The 18234-nt window shown below is 72.7% G+C and carries 13 protein-coding genes; 5 read left to right on the top strand and 8 right to left on the bottom strand.

Features of this window, described 5'->3' with window-relative positions; all coding sequences use genetic code 11:
- Nucleotides 1-147 precede the first annotated feature (147 nt).
- On the top strand, nucleotides 148-1056 hold the full coding sequence (locus tag ACFY04_RS03980; protein ID WP_389114080.1) for a LysR substrate-binding domain-containing protein: 909 nt from the start codon (nucleotides 148-150) through the stop codon (nucleotides 1054-1056).
- Between the two features lie 129 nt (nucleotides 1057-1185).
- The gene (locus tag ACFY04_RS03985; protein ID WP_389114282.1) at nucleotides 1186-2937 is read left to right on the top strand and encodes a glycoside hydrolase family 3 N-terminal domain-containing protein; all 1752 of its coding nucleotides are present in this window, start codon (nucleotides 1186-1188) and stop codon (nucleotides 2935-2937) included.
- 31 nt (nucleotides 2938-2968) lie between these two features.
- Here the strand turns inward: ACFY04_RS03985 and ACFY04_RS03990 are convergent, their stop codons facing one another.
- Nucleotides 2969-4402, bottom strand: a complete 1434-nt coding sequence (locus ACFY04_RS03990) for a S28 family serine protease (RefSeq protein WP_389114081.1) — start codon at nucleotides 4400-4402, stop codon at nucleotides 2969-2971.
- An 84-nt stretch (nucleotides 4403-4486) separates the two neighbouring features.
- Entirely contained in the window at nucleotides 4487-4840 is a 354-nt protein-coding gene (locus tag ACFY04_RS03995; RefSeq protein ID WP_389114082.1) for a hypothetical protein, read from the bottom strand.
- A gap of 303 nt (nucleotides 4841-5143) precedes the next feature.
- On the opposite strand from ACFY04_RS03995, the gene ACFY04_RS04000 reads away from it, so the two are divergent.
- On the top strand, nucleotides 5144-5698 hold the full coding sequence (locus ACFY04_RS04000; RefSeq protein WP_389114083.1) for an EF-hand domain-containing protein: 555 nt from the start codon (nucleotides 5144-5146) through the stop codon (nucleotides 5696-5698).
- Between the two features lie 30 nt (nucleotides 5699-5728).
- Here the strand turns inward: ACFY04_RS04000 and ACFY04_RS04005 are convergent, their stop codons facing one another.
- On the bottom strand, nucleotides 5729-9640 hold the full coding sequence (locus ACFY04_RS04005; protein WP_389114084.1) for an ABC transporter ATP-binding protein: 3912 nt from the start codon (nucleotides 9638-9640) through the stop codon (nucleotides 5729-5731).
- A gap of 280 nt (nucleotides 9641-9920) precedes the next feature.
- On the opposite strand from ACFY04_RS04005, the gene ACFY04_RS04010 reads away from it, so the two are divergent.
- On the top strand, nucleotides 9921-10142 hold the full coding sequence (locus tag ACFY04_RS04010) for a hypothetical protein (protein ID WP_389114085.1): 222 nt from the start codon (nucleotides 9921-9923) through the stop codon (nucleotides 10140-10142).
- Between the two features lie 406 nt (nucleotides 10143-10548).
- Here the strand turns inward: ACFY04_RS04010 and ACFY04_RS04015 are convergent, their stop codons facing one another.
- From ACFY04_RS04015 to speB, 5 genes are all read right to left on the bottom strand, one after another.
- The gene (locus ACFY04_RS04015) at nucleotides 10549-11232 is read right to left on the bottom strand and encodes a hypothetical protein (RefSeq protein ID WP_389114086.1); all 684 of its coding nucleotides are present in this window, start codon (nucleotides 11230-11232) and stop codon (nucleotides 10549-10551) included.
- Nucleotides 11213-13363, bottom strand: coding sequence for a hypothetical protein (locus ACFY04_RS04020; protein WP_389114087.1), 2151 nt, complete (start codon nucleotides 13361-13363; stop codon nucleotides 11213-11215). The genes ACFY04_RS04015 and ACFY04_RS04020 overlap by 20 nt, the downstream gene beginning before the upstream one ends.
- Nucleotides 13364-13371: 8 nt before the next feature.
- The gene (locus tag ACFY04_RS04025; RefSeq protein ID WP_389114088.1) at nucleotides 13372-13755 is read right to left on the bottom strand and encodes a hypothetical protein; all 384 of its coding nucleotides are present in this window, start codon (nucleotides 13753-13755) and stop codon (nucleotides 13372-13374) included.
- A 113-nt stretch (nucleotides 13756-13868) separates the two neighbouring features.
- Nucleotides 13869-15557 (bottom strand): thiamine pyrophosphate-binding protein, encoded by a 1689-nt coding sequence (locus ACFY04_RS04030; RefSeq protein ID WP_389114089.1) that lies wholly within the window; start codon nucleotides 15555-15557, stop codon nucleotides 13869-13871.
- Between the two features lie 5 nt (nucleotides 15558-15562).
- Nucleotides 15563-16525, bottom strand: coding sequence for an agmatinase (speB, locus tag ACFY04_RS04035; RefSeq protein ID WP_030013156.1), 963 nt, complete (start codon nucleotides 16523-16525; stop codon nucleotides 15563-15565).
- Between the two features lie 284 nt (nucleotides 16526-16809).
- Here speB and ACFY04_RS04040 point away from each other — a divergent pair, with 284 nt between their 5' ends.
- Nucleotides 16810-18234, top strand: coding sequence for a helix-turn-helix domain-containing protein (locus tag ACFY04_RS04040; protein ID WP_389114090.1), 1425 nt, complete (start codon nucleotides 16810-16812; stop codon nucleotides 18232-18234).

Raw genomic sequence — 18234 nt, forward strand, 5'->3', positions numbered from 1 at the left:
AGACGGCGGCGACGAGCACGGCGAGGGCGGTGTGTACGGGACGCATGCTTCGAGCATCGGCTGCCCCACCATGTAGCACCAGCGCGGATGTCTTCCCGGGATGGATGAAGCATTGCTTACGGGTACCCGCAGTGCCACGATGGAGGCATGCTCGATCTCGCCCGGCTGCGCGCCCTGCACGCCGTCTCCGTCCACGGCTCGGTCGCGGGGGCGGCGGCCGCCCTCGGCTACACCCCCTCGGCGGTCTCCCAGCAGATCTCCAAGCTGGAACGGGAGACCCGCACCACCCTGCTGGAGCGGCGCGGACGCGGGGTCGCGCTCACCGAGGAGGCCCGCCATCTGGCCGACGCCGCCCAGGAGTTGCTGGCGATCGTGGAGCGCACCGAGACCACCCTGGAGGAGCGGCGCGGGCAGCCCAGCGGGCTGCTGACGGTGGCCGCGTTCGCCTCGGCGGCGCGCGGGCTGCTGCCGCAGGTGCTGGCCGACCTGGCCCGCCGGCATCCGGCGCTGGACGTCCGGCTCACCGAGGTGGACCCGCACCTGTCCGTGGAACTGGTGGCCCGGGGGGTCACCGATCTCGCGGTGGCCCACGACTGGGACATCGCCCCGCTGCCCGCGCCGGAGGGGATCGAGCAGGCGGTGATCGGGGACGACCTCTGCGACCTGGTCGTACCGGCCGGGCACCCCTTCACCGCGCGCCGGGTCATCCGGCGCTCCGACCTCGGCGGCGAGCGCTGGGTCTGCCAGCCGCCCGGCCGGGTCTGCCACGACTGGCTGGTACGGACCCTGCGCACCGCCGGGTTCGAGCCCGACATCGCACATGTCGCGGAGGAGAACCACACCATCGTCGCCCTGGTCGCGGCCGGGCTCGGGGTGGCCGTCGTCCCCCGGCTGGGCACCGGCGCGCTGCCTCCGGGGGCCGTGGCCGTGCCGCTGGAGCCGGGCCCCGTACGCAGGCTGTACGCCCTGTGGCGGACCGGGGCCGCCCGGCGCCCCGCGATCACCGAGGCCGTGCGGAGCCTGCAGGAGCACTGGGCGGACCGGCAGGAGGCGTAGGCAGTGTCGGCCCGGGGCCTCGTCCGGGGGACCTTCCGAGTGTCCGTCACCCCCCGGGCGTACCCCGGCAGTAGGGTCCGGCGCGTGCCGAACCACGCCTCGCGCCGGAATCTGCTCGCCGCAGCCGCCATGGTCGCCGTCACGGCCGCCGGGGCGGCTTCGGCCGCGGCGGGCTCCCACCACGCCCCCGACGACTCACGGCCGCCCGGCCGCCGCCCCGGCCGGGCGCGGCTGCGCGCCCTCGTGGACCGGATGAGCCTCGACGAGAAGGTCGGGCAGCTCTTCGTCTCACGGGCCTACGGGCATTCGGCGACCGACCCCGCTCCGGCGGACGCCGAGCAGAACCTGGCGGCGTTCGGGGTGCGCACCGCCGCCGAGCTGGTCTCCCGCTACCACCTCGGCGGGATCATCTACTTCGCCTGGGCCCACAACACCCGCGGCCCGCAGCAGATCGCCGCGCTCTCGGTCGGCCTCCAGCAGGCCGCCCTCACCACCGGTGCCCGGATCCCCCTGCTGCTCTCCACCGACCAGGAGCACGGCGCCGTCGCCCGGATCGGCAAGCCCGCGACCCTGCTCCCGGGGGCGATGGCGCTCGGTGCGGCAGGCTCCACCGCCCACGCCCTGCGGGCGGCGCGCATCGCGGGCTCCGAGCTGGCCGCCATGGGCATCCGGCAGGACTACGCGCCGGTGGCCGATGTGAACGTCAACCCGGCCAATCCGGTGATCGGCGTACGGTCCTTCGGCTCCGACCCGCACGCCGTGGCGGAGCTCGTCGCCGCCCAGGTCCGCGGCTACCAGGGGGCCGGGGTCGCCGCCACCGCCAAGCACTTCCCGGGCCACGGGGACACCGAGACGGACAGCCATGTCGGGCTGCCGGTGATGCGGCACACCCGGGCCGCCTGGGAGGAGCTGGACGAGCCGCCCTTCCGGGCCGCGGTGGAGGCGGGCGTGGACGCCGTCATGACGGCGCACATCGTCTTCCCCGCGCTCGATCCCTCCGGGGACCCGGCGACCCTCTCCCGGCCGATCGTCACCGGTCTGCTGCGCGAACGCCTCGGCTTCGAGGGGGTGGTGGTCACCGACGCCCTGGACATGGCCGGAGTCCGCCAGAAGTACGGGGACGACCGCGTCCCGGTGCTGGCCCTGCTGGCGGGCTGCGACCAGCTGCTGAACCCGCCGGACCTGGACCTCGCGCACCGCAGTGTGCGGGCGGCCGTGGAGTCGGGCGAGCTGACGGAGGCGCGCATCGAGGAATCGGTGCTGCGGATCCTGGAACTGAAGGCCCGCCGGGGGCTGTTCGACGAGGCGTACACCACGGTCCGGGAGGTGGACGCCGCCGTGGGCGTCCAGGAGCATCTCGACGCCGCCGACGCGATCGCGGCCGCCACGACGACCCTGCTGGCCAATCCCCGCGGGCTGGTGCCGTTCGATGCGACGGCCGGGCCACGCCTGCTGGTCACCGGGGCGGACCCGGTCTCCCCCACGGGTACGACCGGCCCCCCTACGGCCGTACTGGCCCGGGAGCTGACCGCCCTGGGCTGCCGGGCCACAGCGGTGCCGCCCGCCCGCGCCGTGGCCGCCGCGGCCGGTCACGCGGCGGTGCTGGTGTGCACGTACAACGTCCCGGAGGGCGAGAGTCCGCAGCGCACGCTGGTGGCGGAGCTGATCGCCTCCGGCGTCCCGGTCGTCTCGCTGGCGGTCCGCAACCCGTACGACCCGGCCCGGCTGCCGGCCTGCGCGGCGGAACTGGCGACGTACTCCTGGACGGACGTGGAGATGCGGGCGGCGGCCCGGGTGCTCACCGGGGCGCTGCGGCCCGCCGGCCGCCTGCCCGTCCCGGTCCCGGGCCGCTACCTGCTGGGCCACGGGCTGACGTACTAGTCGTACGCCCGGCCCGTGGCCCGGCGGAGCATTACGGCCGCAGCTGCGGCTCGCGCTCCGGGTCACGCTGGTCGAGCTGCGCGTCCGGCGCCGCCAGCGGCGCCGCCTTCCCCGCGTCGGCGAGCGCGGCGGCCGGGGCCACCCCGGCCCACTGCAGGATCTTCGCGGTGGCGAGCGCCTTCTCGCCGTCCATCAGCTTGGCGACGTTCGCCCCGTGGTTGGCACCCGGCGCGATCATCACGTAGCTGTCGCGCACGTTGTAGCCGAGGCGGAACGGCTCGGCGCCCCACGGGTCGTTCTGGCCGTACACGAAGAGCATCTGGTGGGCGTTGTCGCGCACCCACCTGTCCACGTCCGCCATCGCCCCCGGCTGGAAGGCCATGGGGATGTCGCGGGGCACGAAGTTGCGCGGCGGCTGGTAGCCGTAGCGGCTCAGGCCCTTCAGGTGCGGCTGCTTGATGTCCGGGGAGCCGAGCTGCGTACCCGCCTGGTAGTAGTACGGCGTGTACGTCTCCAGTCCCTGGTCGGCGTAGGCCGAGAAGCCGGAGATCGCGTCGATGGTGTCCCAGATCTGCTGGTCGCTCGCGGTGGCGGCGGCCGGGACGGAGGCGCAGTCGGCGAGCAGGCTGTACTGCCAGAAGGCCCACACGTAGTCGAGCACGACGGCCTCGTAGGCCTTGTCGAGGTCGCCGACGGTGGTGAAGGTCCAGCCGTTCTCGGCGGCGGCGACCGCGTACTTGGCCTCCAGCGGCTCGCGGCGCACCAGTGCCTCGCGCTGGACGGCGTTCAGCTTGTCGCGGCACTCCTTGGTGCCGACCTTGGCGAAGAACCGGTCGTAGGCCGAGTCCTCGTTGTTGACGACGTCGTTGGGCGCGACGTACGCGACGACACCGTCCATGTCGCGCGGGTAGAAGCGCTCGTAGTACGTCGCCGTCATGCCGCCCTTGCTGCCGCCCGTGGCCAGCCAGTTCTTCTTGTAGATCTTCTTCAGGGCGGTGAAGATGCGGTGCTGGTCACTGGCGGCCTGCCAGATGTCCAGGTTGGACCAGTTGGCCGGGTCGGGCCGGGAGGGAGTGAAGAATCGATACTCCATGGACACCTGGTTGCCGTCGACGATGGTCGTCGGCTCACTGCGGCGCGGGTTGGTGTTGACGTTGTAGCCGGAGGTGAAGAACACCGACGGCCGCGAGACGTCCTTGTGCAACAGGGTCAGGCGCTGCTTGAAGGTGCCCTTCCACGGCTGCCGGTGGTCCACCGGCTGCTCGTAGTTCAGTACGAAGAAGCGGTAGCCGGGGTACGGCTTCTCCTCGATCAGGCTCATCCCGGGAATGCCGAGGATCTGGTCCTTGATGTCCGTGGCGGCCGCGGGCTGCGCGGCTGCGGCCGCTTGCGCCGTGGAGCCGGCCGCCCCCATGGTGCCGATGAGCACCACGAGCGACAGCAGCCATCCGAGCGTCTTGCGCATTCACCCTCCCCTTGAGTTCACTTCGGTCGCCGTGAACCTAGCCGGGTCAACGCACCACTGACCAGACCCAGTTGGGCCTGTCCGTCAGCACAGGATCCAGCCGGAATCCGCAGATCCGGCCCCCACGCCCCCCTTTACATACACGCAGCGGTTGATCGCCCCCACAGTGACAGGCCCGGCATATCGGGTGAATCGCCCGGCGTCACGCACCGGGGCACCGCCGCGCGGCTGAATGCTCACCGCCATCCGGCGCCGCTCGCCGGAGACCCGCGCCACGGTCATCGCGCAAGCCTGGTTACGGCTCTTGTAGACCCGCACCTCACCCGTCTCGAACGCCACCGTCCGGGTCAGCCGCCCCCCGCAGCCCTCGGTCGCGGCCTGCGCCGCCGACGACGTGCACAGCCCGCCCACCGAGAGCCACAGCGCCGCCGTGAACACCCCCAGGGACGCGACCCGGCGGCCGCGCCTCCTCCATCCCTGCAACACCCTGTCCCCCGATCGGCCGTACGTACAGTGCACGCACGCACGTACGACGCCCGAACCCCTCGGATGGTTGCCGCGCGCAAGGGTCCGGCCCGCCGGCACCGGGCAGCCACACCGGGCCGCCTCCCTCGTACGGGTGCATCCGCCACCCCCCGGCGCAGCAGCGGGAGTTCACCCCCAGGACGGCGATTACGCTAGGTGACCCACACCCCGCTCGCCGTGACCGCAGCCGGGGCTGCAGCCGTGAAAGGCCATGAGATGACGAACGACCTGCTCGACCGCAAGCTGGCGCGCGCCTTCACGCACCTGGACGCCGACAGGAGCGGCGTGATCGACGCCGACGACATCATCGCGCTCGGTTCCCGGCTGCTGACGGCCCTCGCGGAGCCGGCCGGCTCGCCCAGGGCGGAGCTGGTGATGGGCGGGCTGGCCGACTTCTGGCAGGACCTGTTCACCGAGCTGGACATCGACCGGGACGGCAAGGTCACGCCCGAGGAGTACAAGCAGGGCATGACCCGCCTGTACGCACAGGGCGGGCCCGCCTACGACCGCTCGTTCCGCCCGATGATGAGCGCGATCCTGACGATCGTCGACACCGACGGCGACGGGCTCATCAGTCCACAGGAGTTCCACCGGGCGCAGGAGGCCTTCGACACGCGGCTGAGCCCCGCCGACACCGAGGCGCTCTTCCGCCGCATCGACGCGAACGGGGACGGCTGCCTCAGCGTCGACGAACTGCTCGCCGCGGTACGCGAGTACTACACCGGCACCGACGAGGACGCCCCGGGGAACCTGCTCTTCGGCGAGTTCTGATCCCGGGGCGTCCTCCGACAGGCGGTCCGTTCAGGCCGCGGCGCGCTCGTCCTCGCCGACGAAGGCGCGCCACAGTTCGGCGTACCGGCCGCCGCGCGCCAGGAGTTCGGTGTGGGTGCCGTCCTCCACGACCCGGCCGCGGTCCATGACCACGACCCGGTCGGCGCGCGCCGCGGTGGTCAGCCGGTGCGCGACCACCAGGGTCGTGCGCTTGCCCGCGAGCCGGTCCGTCGCCTGGTTGACCTGGGCCTCGGTGGCCAGGTCGAGGGCGGCGGTGGCCTCGTCGAGCAGCAGCACGTCCGGGTCGACGAGCTCGGCCCGGGCCAGTGCGATCAGCTGGCGCTGGCCCGCGGAGAGGTTGCGGCCGCGCTCGGCGACGGTGTGCAGGTAGCCGCCGTCGAGGGTGGCGATCATGTCGTGGGCGCCGACCGCGCGGGCGGCGGCCTCCACCTCGGCGTCGCTCGCGCCGGGGAGCCCGTAGGCGATGGCGTCACGGACCGTCCCCGGGAAGAGGTAGGCCTCCTGGGGAACGACGCCCAGGCGGTGGCGGTACGCCGTCAGGTCCAGCTCGCGCAGGTCGGCGCCGTCGGCGGTGACCCGGCCGGAGGTCGGATCGTAGAACCGGGCCACCATCTTGACCAGCGTGGACTTTCCGGCTCCGGTCTCGCCGACGAAGGCGACGGTCTGCCCGGCGGGTATCCGCAGGCTGATACCGGCCAGGGCCTCGGCCTTCTCGCCGCGCTCCTCGGCCGTCCCGTACTGGAAGCGGACGTTCTCGAAGGCGATCTCCCCGCCCAGCGATTCCACCGCCCGCGGCCGCTCGGGCAGCGGGGTGGTGGTGGGCTCGCGCAGCAGCCCCTGGATGCGGCCGAGGGCGACCGTGGCCTGCTGGTAGCCGTCGAATACCTGGGAGAGCTGCTGGACGGGCGCGAAGAACAGGTCGATGTAGAGCAGGTACGCGACCAGCGCGCCGGTGGTGAGCGTCCCGGCCTCCACCCGGCCCGCGCCGACGATCAGCACGGCGGCCGCGGCGCCCGAGGACAGCAGCTGCACGAAGGGGAAGTAGACGGATATCAGCCACTGGCCGCGGACCCGGGCCTCGCGGTACGAGTGGCTGCGCTCGGCGAAGCGCTTGGCGCCCGAGCCCTCGCGGCGGAAGGCCTGGACGATGCGCAGGCCCGAGACGGACTCCTGGAGGTCGGCGTTGACCAGGCTGACCCGGTCGCGGGCGAGCTCGTAGGCGGCGACGGACCTGCGGCGGAACACGATCGTGCCGAAGACCAGGACGGGCAGGGTCGCGAAGACGATCAGCGCGAGCTCGACGTCCAGGACGAGGAGCGCGATCAGGATGCCGAAGAAGGTGAAGACGGAGACGACGGCGGTGACGAGCCCGGTCTGCAGGAAGGAGCTCAGCGAGTCCACGTCGGTGGTCATCCGGGTCATGATCTTGCCGGTCAGCTCGCGCTCGTAGTAGTCGAGGCCGAGTCGCTGGAGCTGGGCGAAGATCTTGACGCGCAGTGCGTACAGCACGCGCTCGCCGGTACGGCCCGTCATGCGGGTCTCGGCGAACTGCGCGGCCCACTGCGCGACGACGAGGGCGAGGGCGAGCCCGGCGGCCACCCAGACGGCGCCGAGCACGGCCTGCTCCACGCCCTGGTCGATGCCGTGCCGGATCAGGATCGGCAGCAGCAGTCCGGCCCCCGCGTCCGCGGCGACGAGGCCGAGGCTGACGGCGAGCGGCGCCCAGAACCCGCGGAGCAGGCGGCGCAGGCCGTAGCTCTCCTCGGCGGCCGCGGCGCGGGTCTCGTCCACCTCGGGCACGTCGTCGGCGGGCGGCAGCGCGGCCACCTGCGCGAGCAGTTCGGGGGTGGCGGGCATGCCGGAGACGGACCCGGCCATGGAATGCCCGGCTCCGGGCGCGCCACCCGCGGCGGCGGGGGCGGCGCCGGGAGCGGGCGCGGCGCCGGGAGCGGGGGCGGGAGCGGGCGCGGCGCCGGGAGCGGGGGCGGCCGTGCCGTCGGGCTCGTCCTGGCGGCGCCAGAGCTCGGGGGTGACCCCGCCGGCGACCCGGCGCTTGGCGTTGACGGGCTCCGAGTCGATCTCGGCCTCGAGCTCGATGCCGCGTTCGAGGTCCCGGTCGAGCTCGCGCTCGAACTCGGTCATCCCCCGGGCGTCCGGGGTCCGCGGCGAGGCGGCGCCGAGCGCGTCCGGGTCGGTGAGGAGCCTGCGGTAGAGCGCGGACCGGCTCTCCAGCTGCTCGTGCGTCCCGATGTCGGCGAGCCGCCCGCGGTCGAGTACGGCGATCCGGTCGGCCAGCGCGAGCGTGGAGCGGCGGTGGGCGATCAGCAGGGTGGTCCGGCCCGCCATGACGGAGCGCAGGGCCTCGTGGATCTCGTGCTCGACGCGGGCGTCCACGGCGGAGGTGGCGTCGTCGAGGAGCAGCAGCCGGGGGTCGGTGAGGATGGCGCGGGCGAGGGCGATGCGCTGGCGCTGACCGCCGGAGAGGGTGAGCCCCTGCTCGCCGACCTTGGTGTTGTACCCGGCGGGCAGGGCCTGGATGAACCCCTCGGCCTGGGCGGCGCGGGCGGCGGCCTCGATCTGTTCCTCGGTGGCGCCGGGGTGCCCGTAGGCGATGTTGGCGCGGATGGTGTCGGAGAAGAGGAAGGAGTCCTCGGGGACCAGGCCTATCGCGCCGCGCAGGGAGTCGTACGTCAGCTCGCGGACGTCGTGGCCGCCGACGCGGACGGCGCCGCCGTCGGCGTCGTAGAACCGGGGCAGCAGGAGCGCGACGGTGGACTTGCCGCTGCCCGAGGACCCGACGACGGCGACGGTCTCGCCCTGCGCCACGGAGAGCGAGAACCCGTCGAGGACGGGCCGCTCGGGGTCGTAGCCGAAGCGGACGTCGTCGAACTCGACGGTGGCGGGCGCGTCGGCGGGGAGCTCGTGGGTGCCCTCGTGGATCTCGGGCTCGGTGTCGATGAGCTCGAACACGCGCTCCACGCCGGCCCGGGCCTGCTGTCCGACGGTGAGGACCATGGCGAGCATGCGGACGGGTCCGACGAGCTGGGCGAGGTAGGTGGAGAAGGCGACGAAGGTGCCGAGGGTGACCTGGCCCTTGGTGGCCATCCAGCCGCCGAGGGCCAGCATGGCGACCTGGGCGAGCGCGGGGACGGCCTGGAGGGCGGGGGTGTAGCGCGAGTTGAGCCGGATGGTCCGCATCCGCCCGGCGAACAGCCGGCGGCCGGCCTCGCGCAGCTTGCCGGTCTCCTGCTCCTCCTGGCCGAAGCCCTTGACGACGCGGACGCCGGTCACGGCCCCGTCGACGACGGTCGCCACGGCGGCGGCCTGGCCCTGGGCCCACCAGGTGGCGGGGAAGAGCTTCTTGCGGCTGCGCTTGGCTATGAACCACAGGGCGGGGGCCATGAGCAGGGCGACGAGGGTCAGCAGCGGCGAGAGCCAGAGCATGATCCCGAGGGATATCCCGAAGAGCAGGAAGTTCCCGATCGTCATGGGCAGCATGAAGAGCAGGCCCTGGATCAGCTGCAGGTCGCTGGTGGCGCGGCCGACGACCTGGCCGGTGTTCAGCTCGTCCTGCCGACGCCCGTCGAGGCGGGCGATCGTGGCGTACATGTCGGTGCGCAGGTCGTGCTGCACGTCGAGGGCGAGGCGCCCGCCGTAGTACCTGCGTATGTAGGTGAACACGTACACGAGCAGGGCCGCGGCTATGAGCGCCCCGGCCCAGGGCGTCATGGGCTTGGTCCGGTCCCCGATGACGTCGTCGATGATCACCTTGGTGACCAGCGGCACGACCGCCATGACGGCCATGCCGGCCAGCGAGGAGCCGAGCGCGAGCAGCACATTGGTCCTGTACCGCCAGGTGTAGGCCGTCAGCCGCTTGCCCCAGCCCTGTTTCTCCCCAGCCGCTGTCTCTGCCGCCGCCACGTGAGGCCTCCCCGTTCGTCCTGTCCTGCCGGAAGCGCCAACGCTCCGACCGGCGGATTTCATCCCGCCGCAACAATCGCACTGCCGTACGGCGGGGGCGCGCGGACCGCGTCCGACCGGGGTGGGGAGGCGACGGGGGAGCGGGGCGGCGGCGGTGAGTGGGACGTGCCGGGACCTGTCAAGTCCCGACTTTCCGGATCTGTGCCCACCGGGCCGCGCCCCCGATGCTGGAAGTCGGCCACCCTCCGACCCCGGTGGCGCAGCGAAGGGATCGAGGACCATGTCCACTCACGAACAGCCGACCAGCAGCAGCTTCATGCAGCGCACCGTCCGCGCCGCCGTCCCCTACATCACTGCGTTCCTGATCGCACTGCTCGCGGCGAAGATCGTGGCACTGCTGACCGAGAACCCGTGGGTACGACTGGGGACGGCGCTGGGGGTGGCCGTGGTCAGCCTCCTCCTCCATCCCTACGAGGAGGAGGAAGGGCGGCCGGGCGGCTGACACGCCCGGCGCCGCCGGGACCTCCGAGGGAGCACACGGTCGGACGCCCCGGCCGCCGGCCCGAGCACCCCGGCGACGATCTCGGGCGCTGCCTTCTCGGTGCCGCCGAGCGACGCTTGGCGAACCGCACTCAGGACACTCGACAACGGAATGGGGGAGCCCGGGCCCAAGCGCTTCGATCGCACCTTTGTTCGCATTCCGTACCGGCTCGCCCCCTGCCTGCGGATTGCGTTGCCGACCGCCTTCCGGAAGGTGAGCAGCCACGCACGATGGAAACTCACCCGGGACAAGGACGTCACCGAGGACTTCTCCGAGAGCCCGGACATCCACGGTCGCGTTCACCGCTCCGCAGGACGAGACGGCCTGACCGCGCCAGAGGCGGACGGGGTCAGGGCCGCCCCTCACCTCACGGGCTGGGCGCCGGCTTCACCACGGGAGCCTGGTCCAGCGGCTTGTTCTCACAGCCGAGGGCCTCGGTGACACGCCGGGTCATGAGGTAGGCGAAGGTGGTCTGCCGGTCCCTGGCCGCCTGGTCGATATCCGTCCGCGGGATGTTGATCGAGTAGGAAACGTCCCCGTAGAGCAACACCTGCTTCGACGGTGCTCCGAGCTCTCCCGGCAGATCACACCGAATGCGGAGCAGCGACGCAATGTCGTCCGTCTCGATGAGCGCGCCGTTCACCTCGTACCGGCTGGCGTCCTTCACCGCAGGCCTGGCCCCCTGTGCCCCAGCGGGCGGAGTCCAGCCGAACTCCACCCGCACCCGGTGCGGCTTTGACTGGTTCGCGGGGACGTACGAGCACATGTCGGCAGGAGTGGTCCAGTCGTCGGTCTTGCGCTCACGCAAGTCCTTCTTCAACCGGCTCGTCAGAGCATCGGTGGTCGAGTCGACCTGGGTTTCGTAGTCTCCGGAACCGATGATCTGCCGCAGCGCCGCGGCCTCGTCCGAGGACTCGGCGACACTGCACAGGTCATCAGCGCGTGGCGCAGGGCTCTCCCCGGAACACGAGGAAACCGCCGCCACGCACACGAGGGCAGCAATCGATCGCTTGACGGCCCTGCCGGCCCCACTATGACCTGAGATGCGCACGAGCCGCGTTCCGTCCGTCCTCGTATCCGCCACCAGCGTTGTCCTTCGCCGACGTGAACGGACCATCTCCCGTGATGCCTCTCTGCTTGCCCCACTCGTCGAAGAGCTTGTTGGTCGCGTCGAGGCCCTGCCCGTAGTTCTTGCTGGAATCCTGCTTCCCCTGATCCTCGACCTCGCTCTTGACCCCCTCGACCCACTCGTACTTGGCCGAGTCGATCAACGAGCCTCCGACCGTGCCCACGACCGGGATCTCGCCGATCAATCCGTTCAGGCCCGCCGCTGTGTGCTCGGCTGTTCCCTCCGCCCACTGGACCTGGTCGTCTTCCTTGTCCTTGTAGACGTCGGCACCGATGCCGTTGAGGGCGCCCGCCGCCGTGCCGATCTCCTTGCTCCGGTGGTCCCAGTTCGAGCTGGCTCCGTGCTTGGAGTCGCCCGAGTACTCGGGGGCCGTCGCCAGTTGGTCCGCCGAGTACGCCCGCTCCGCCTCGACCATCAGAGCGAAGGCCGGTCCGTCGTCCGCGATGCCTCGGACCACACGCACCAGGCTGCCCTGGCCCACCGCGATGTGCGCTTTGTCGCCCGATCCGAAGATGGAATCGCTGCCCGCCGCACTGCCGTAATCGGACTGCTGACCGTTGAAGATGATGTGGGTGTCGGCCACGTAGTCGACCAGGGCCTTCGCCATCGGCTGGCGGAGGCCCTCCAGGTCCTCCGGGAACTCGTCCCCGCCCATCTCGTCGTCGAGGAGCCGGATGGCGTTGTGCATCACCCGCGCCTGGCCCTCGGTGTGCGGGCCGGGCGGGCCCAGCTTCTCGCCGTCCACATGCCCGGTGGCCGCCGCCTGGATGGCCGCGCCCAGGCCCGCCGTCTTGTCCCCGTCCATCTCGATCGGCGGGCCGACGCCGGTCGAGATCCAGGGGTCCGGCATGTCGCGGTCGGTGAGCATGTACTTCAGGTGCTCGTTCTTGTTGCCCGGCGCTTCGGGGTCGAGGAAGTACGTCGCCGAGTCCGGGTCCTTGGCCATGATGCCCAGCAGACCGTCCAGCGGGTCGGAGACGAGGTTCGGGCGCTGGGAGTCGTAGGCGTGGGAGTACATGTGCGGCTTCGACTTCTCGGCCTCGATCATGCCGTCGCCGAGGTCGTTCAGGAACTGCTTGCCGTAGCCGTTGCCGTTCGACATGAGGGTGACCAGCGCCTGGTATCCGTACGTCGGCCGCAGGCCCTTGGCAACCAGCTCGGGGCCCTGCTCCTTGAGGCCGTCCACGAACGGCTTGTAGGCGTAGCCGGCCGGGTCCTTGGTGCCCGAGGCGATCGTCCCCGCGAGGCCGGAATTGATCGACTCGTAGAGCTTCTTGTCGGCCGCCGACGCGCCGCGGTCGTTGGACGCCAGGTTCATCTGGTCCGCCAGCAGCAGGGTGTCCTTCGGCCCCAGCGCGTGCAGGTACGCCTCGCTGAAGTGCTTGTCCCCGGAGTTCTGCTTGAGGACGTCGTTGTAGTGCCGCAGCTCCTCCGGCGAGGCCTTGCCGTCACGGATCTTCTGGGTGAGGGCCAGCGCCTCCACGGCCTCGACGTCGTTGACGGGCGTGGAGTTGAAGCCGAACATCGAGGTTCCGTCGGCCCCCGACGCGTTCAGCAGGGCCGTCTTGACGTCCTGGTCGAACTCGGTGACCGCCTTGACCGTGTCGCTGATCCGGCTCGTCCAGGACCGCTCGATCTCCGGGAGGTCGGGGTCGTGGCGGATCGCATTCACGCTGGCCGGGTCGGCCTTGGAGAAGTCGTAGCTCGCGATGCCGGCGTCCGAGACCTTCATTCCTGCGGTCTTGGCGTCCGCCACGGCCGACACCACCCGGCCCTTGAGGTCCGTGAACCGGGCGTGCGCGTCACGGAGCAGCGACTCCATGGCCAGGGCCTCCTTCTGCGCCGCCGCGAACTCCTTGCGCGTCATGGAGGAGTTGGTGGCGGCGGTCGTGGCGCTGGAGCCCAGCCATCCGTTGCCCGCGGAGACGCTCTGGACCTCGTCCTTGTAGACGTCCTCCATGGTCTTGAACTGCGTCGCCATGGCCTTCCAGCCGTCGGCGGCCGTGGTGAGCGCGGACAGGTCCGTTTGCATGATCTCGGAGTAGTTCGGCACGTCTCCCCCTACAGTCCCGCGACCTTGGACTGCACGGGCTGGAAGCTGCTGCCCGTCAGCTGGTCGTTCCCGGTGAACAGGTTCGACGCGCCGCGCAGGGCCGTCTTCTCCGAGTTCAGCCGTCCCATCAGGCGCTTCACCTGGTCGTCCCAGTGCGTGTGCGCCTTCGACAGGCCCGCCGCCGTATCCCAGCCGCTGAAGGCCTTGACCGCGCTCTTGGTGGGCTCGTCGGCCGCGTCCGCCGCCTTGGTGGTGCCGGGCTGCAGGACGTTCTCGATGGTGTTGGCCGCCTTCTTCTTCTCGGGCGGGGCCGTGGCCAGCACCCCGTATCCGCTACCGCTGCCGGGCGCCGGGGAGCCGCCCGGGTCTGCGGGGAGCTGATTCAGTCGCATCTGCGGCGGGGGGCCTTCTGCCGCGGTCTGTTTCTGCCGGCTCCATTCGCCCTCGAACGACATCGCTCCCCCTGGTCGGCTCCCGCCGGACGATCTGTGCCGGCGCCGCTACCTTAGCCAGCCGTGTCCGGAGCCTCGACGTGGGTCGGGGCGAAGATCCGCAAGGTGGCCGAAAGGACCACCACCGAGGGGCCCGGGGTCTTGAGGGCCTTCGCGAGGTCCTCGCGGAGGGACTCCGGGGTGGTGGTGGAGGCCGGGACGCCGAAGGACTGTGCCAGCGCCACGAAGTCGGGGCCGGCCAGCTGGGTGCCGGTGCCGCAGCCGTACTCGCGCAGGATGCCGTAGCCGCCGTCGTCCACGATGAGCCAGGTGACGTCGAGGTCGTGCTGCCTCGCCGTGGCCAGGTCCGCGACCGAGTACATCGCGCCGCCGTCGCCGGACACCGCCAGCACCGGGGTGTCCGGTTCCGCGACGCACGCGCCGAGGGCCGCCGGGAAGGCGTAGCCGAGGCCGCCCGCGCCCTGCGCCGAGTGCATGGTGTTGGGGTGCTTGGGGTCGAAGGCGGACCAGGCCCAGTAGGACAGGATCGTCATGTCCCAGAAGGACGGGGAGCGGGCCGGGAGGGCGGCCCGGATCGAGCCGAGGAGCTCCTGTTCGAGGGCCACGTCCTGGGTGGCGAGGCGGGCCGCGATGTCCGCGAGGACCAGCCGGACGCGCTCCGGGGCGGACGGGTCCTCGCGCTCGGACACCGTCTCCAGCAGGGCCTGCAGCGCCAGCCGGGCGTCCGCGTGGATGCCGAGGCCGGCGTGGTTCGACTCCAGCTTGCCGAGGTCCGCCTCGATCTGGACGACCCGGCCCGTCGGGAAGAACGTGTGGTAGTTCGACGAGAGCTCACCGAGGCCCGAGCCGACCACCAGCAGGACGTCCGCGTCCTCCAGGAAGTCGGTCATGTGGCGGTCCTCCAGCCAGGACTGGAGGGAGAGCGGATGGGTCCACGGGAAGGCGCCCTTGCCGCCGAAGGTGGTGACGACGGGTGCGTTCAGGCGCTCGGCGAGCTGCTTGAGCTTGCCGGCCGCGTCGGAGCGGACGACACCGCCGCCCGCGATGATCACCGGACGGGTGGCGTTCTCCAGCCAGTGGGCGGCCACGGCGGTGAGCTCGGGCCGCGGGGCCAGCTCGTGCGGGGTCGCGTCCACGCCCGTGACCTGCGGGATGACGGTCTCGGCCCGCAGCACGTCCTCGGGGATCTCGACGAACACCGGGCCGTGCGGGGCGGTCAGGGCCGACTCCCAGGCCTCCGCGATCACCGAGGGGAGCTGGGAGGGGGTGCGGACCGTGTGGACGGACTTCACCACGTCCCGGAAGGACGCCGACTGGTCGCGCAGCTCGTGCAGGTGCCCGCGCCGCCCGCCGCCCAGGCCCGCCACCGGGACCTGGGAGGAGATCGCGAGGACCGGGGCCGAGGCGGCCGCCGCCTCCGCCAGGGCGGGCAGCGCCATCAGCGCGCCCGGGCCGGTGGAGAGCAGCAGCGGCACCGCCTCGCCCGTGATCCGGCCGTACGCGTCGGCCGCGAAGCCCGCGTTGTTCTCCGTGCGCAGCCCCACGAGGCGCAGGTCGGAGCGGCCGACCGCGTCGAAGAGGGCGAGCGCGTGCTGGCCGGGCAGGCCGAAGACGGTGTTCGCGCCGAGCGAGCGCAGCGTTTCCACGACCAGGTCCCCGCCCGTCCGCCCGGGCGGCGGCGCGAGCGCGGCCGCCTTCTGGGCTTCGGTGGGACGGAGTACCAGGTCGTGGTCGTGCGTCACTTCGCTTACTTGCCCTTCGCCTGCGCGATCTGTCGCGACATGATCGTGGTCAGCTCGTACGCGGTGTGCGAGGCCGCGACCGAGGTGATCTCGGCGTGATCGTACGCCGGGGCGACCTCGACGACGTCGGCGGAAACGAGGTTGCAGGAGGACAGACCGCGGATGATCTCCAGCAGCTCGCGGGAGGTCATGCCGCCCGCCTCCGGGGTGCCGGTGCCGGGCGCGTGCGCCGGGTCGAGCACGTCGATGTCGATGGAGATGTACAGCGGGCGGTCGCCGATGCGCTGGCGCAGTTGGTCGGCGACCTCGTCGGCGCCGCGGCGGTAGACGTCGGCCGAGGTGACGATGCCGAAGCCCATCTTGGCGTCGTCGTCCAGGTCCTGCTTGCCGTACAGCGGGCCGCGGGTACCGACGTGGGAGAGCGCCTCGGTGTCGAGGATGCCCTCCTCGACGGCGCGGCGGAACGGGGTGCCGTGGGTGTACTCGGCGCCGAAGTAGGTGTCCCAGGTGTCCAGGTGCGCGTCGAAGTGGAGCAGCGCGACCGGGCCGTGCTTCTTCGCGACGGAGCGGAGCAGCGGCAGGGCGATGGTGTGGTCGCCGCCCAGGGTCATCAGACGGGAGCCCGCGCCGAGCAGCTCGTCGGCGGCGGCCTCGACCGTCTCGACGGCCTCGTTGATGTTGAAGGGGTTCACGGCGATGTCACCGGCGTCGGCGACCTGGGCGAGCGCGAACGGGGAGGCGTCCTGGGCCGGGTTGTACGGGCGCAGCAGGCGCGAGGCCTCACGGATGGCGTTGCCGCCGAAGCGGGCGCCGGGGCGGTAGGACACGCCGGAGTCGAAGGGCACGCCGACGACGGCGACGTCGGCGGAGCCGACCTCGTCGAGGCGGGGCAGACGGGCGAAGGTCGCCGGGCCCGCGTAGCGCGGGATGCGGGAGGAGTCGACGGGGCCGCGCGGCTGCGTGCTCATGGCTGTGCCTCTTTCTCTGGCCTGACGTGTGCGGTACTTCGAGCGTAAGCGGGCCACCCAGGGGTGGGGAGTGTACGTTTCATCCATCTGATGCAGCTGATATGTACGGAGCATCCATGGCTACCTTTCCCGGCGACCCGGAACCCGGCAACGGCTCGGCGGCGGGGGCCGGGCCCACGGAGGGACCGGCGGGGCCTCCCGCGGAGTCTCCCGCGGAGTCTCCGGCGGGGGCTCCGGCGGGGGCTCCGGCAGGAGCCGGGCCCGGAGCTCCCGCCGGGGAGCCGATGACGCCGCCCGTGCTGCTCGGTGGGCTGCTCGGGGAGCGGGCGCTCGGGCTGCGGCATCTCGCGGGGCCGCGGACGGCGGAGGTGCACGGGGTACACGCCTCCGAGATGGCGGACCCGTCCCCGTACCTGCTGGGCGGCGAGCTGCTGCTGACGGCAGGGGCCTCGCTGGCGCAGGCCGGAGCGGCGGCCTACGTCAGCCGGCTCGCCCGCGCCGGAGCCGCCGCGCTCGGCTTCGGCGTGACCCCGGTGCACGAGGTGGTCCCGCCCGGCCTGGCCGAGGCGTGCGAGCGGTACGGCCTGCCGCTCGTGGAGGTCCCGCCGGGGACCCCCTTCACCGCGGTCGCCCGTACCGTCGGGCGGCTGATGGCGGAAGCCCGTACGCGGGAGCTGCGCCGGGTCGCCGAGGCCCAGCAGGCCCTGGCGGCGGCCGCCGCCCGCCCGGACCCGGTCCCGGCGGTCCTGTCCCGGCTGGCGGCGAGCATCGGCGGCTGGGCCGCCCTGCTCACACCGGGGGGCGGGGGCGGTGGGCGGGCCGAGGTCCCGCCTCGGACCGCCGGGACGACCGGAGCTCCCGGCGCCCTCACCGCCGGTACGGCTCCCGGCACGGACGCGCTCGACGCGGTGGACACCCTGGCCCGCCGCGTGGCCCCGGGGTCCGCCGCCACCGCCACCGACGCCGTCGGCGCCACGAGCCTGGCCGCGTACGCCGTGGGCGGGGGCCGGGTGCTGGCCCTGGCCACGGCGGCCCGGACCCCGGGCGACCACACCATCGCCTCCATCGCCGCCGTCCTGCTGGCCCTGCTCACCGCCGAGCGGCCCGCCGGGGCGGAGGCGGCGGCCCTGACCCGGCTGCTGCTCGACGGGAATCCGGCCGCGGCCCTGACGGCCGGGCCCTGGTACGCCGTCCACGCCCGCGGGTCCGGGGATCCGCAGGCCCTCGCGGCCGCGCTGGGCACCGTACTGCTGGACCCGCACGAGGGCGGCCTGCGGCTGCTCACGGACCGGGAGCCCGCCGCGCAGCCCGGCTGGCGGCTCGGGGTGAGCGCCCCGGCCGCGCCCTCCGCGCCCGCCGCCCTGGCCACGGCCGACGCCCAGGCCGCGCGGGCCCTTCAGCGCGCGGAGGCCGCCCGTACCCCGCTGGCCCGCCACACCGACCCCGGCTTCGCGGGCCTGGTCGGCGAGGCCGAGGCGCGCGCCCATGCCGAGGCCCTGCTGGGGCCGCTCTCCCCCGCCCTGCGGGAGACCCTGCGCGGCTGGCTGGCCCACCACGGCAACTGGGACCGCACGGCCACGGCCCTGGGCGTCCACCGCAACACCGTCCGCCAGCGCGTCGGCCGCGCCGCCGGACTGCTGGCCCGGGACCTGGACGACCCGGACGTGCGGATGGAGCTGTGGTTCGCGCTGCGCGTCGCCGCCGGGTGA

Source organism: Streptomyces sp. NPDC001549 (genome assembly GCF_042894025.1).
Lineage (GTDB): Bacteria > Actinomycetota > Actinomycetes > Streptomycetales > Streptomycetaceae > Streptomyces > Streptomyces kutzneri.

What these genes read in the sequence shown, in the direction of transcription:
- ACFY04_RS03980 (WP_389114080.1), top strand. Translation starts at nt 148, where the DNA reads ATGCTCGATCTCGCCCGGCTGCGCGCCCTGCACGCCGTCTCCGTCCAC.
- ACFY04_RS03985 (WP_389114282.1), top strand. Translation starts at nt 1,186, where the DNA reads ATGGTCGCCGTCACGGCCGCCGGGGCGGCTTCGGCCGCGGCGGGCTCC.
- ACFY04_RS03990 (WP_389114081.1), bottom strand. Translation starts at nt 4,402, where the DNA reads ATGCGCAAGACGCTCGGATGGCTGCTGTCGCTCGTGGTGCTCATCGGC.
- ACFY04_RS04000 (WP_389114083.1), top strand. Translation starts at nt 5,144, where the DNA reads ATGACGAACGACCTGCTCGACCGCAAGCTGGCGCGCGCCTTCACGCAC.
- ACFY04_RS04010 (WP_389114085.1), top strand. Translation starts at nt 9,921, where the DNA reads ATGTCCACTCACGAACAGCCGACCAGCAGCAGCTTCATGCAGCGCACC.
- ACFY04_RS04025 (WP_389114088.1), bottom strand. Translation starts at nt 13,755, where the DNA reads ATGCGACTGAATCAGCTCCCCGCAGACCCGGGCGGCTCCCCGGCGCCC.
- speB (WP_030013156.1), bottom strand. Translation starts at nt 16,525, where the DNA reads ATGAGCACGCAGCCGCGCGGCCCCGTCGACTCCTCCCGCATCCCGCGC.
- ACFY04_RS04040 (WP_389114090.1), top strand. Translation starts at nt 16,810, where the DNA reads ATGACGCCGCCCGTGCTGCTCGGTGGGCTGCTCGGGGAGCGGGCGCTC.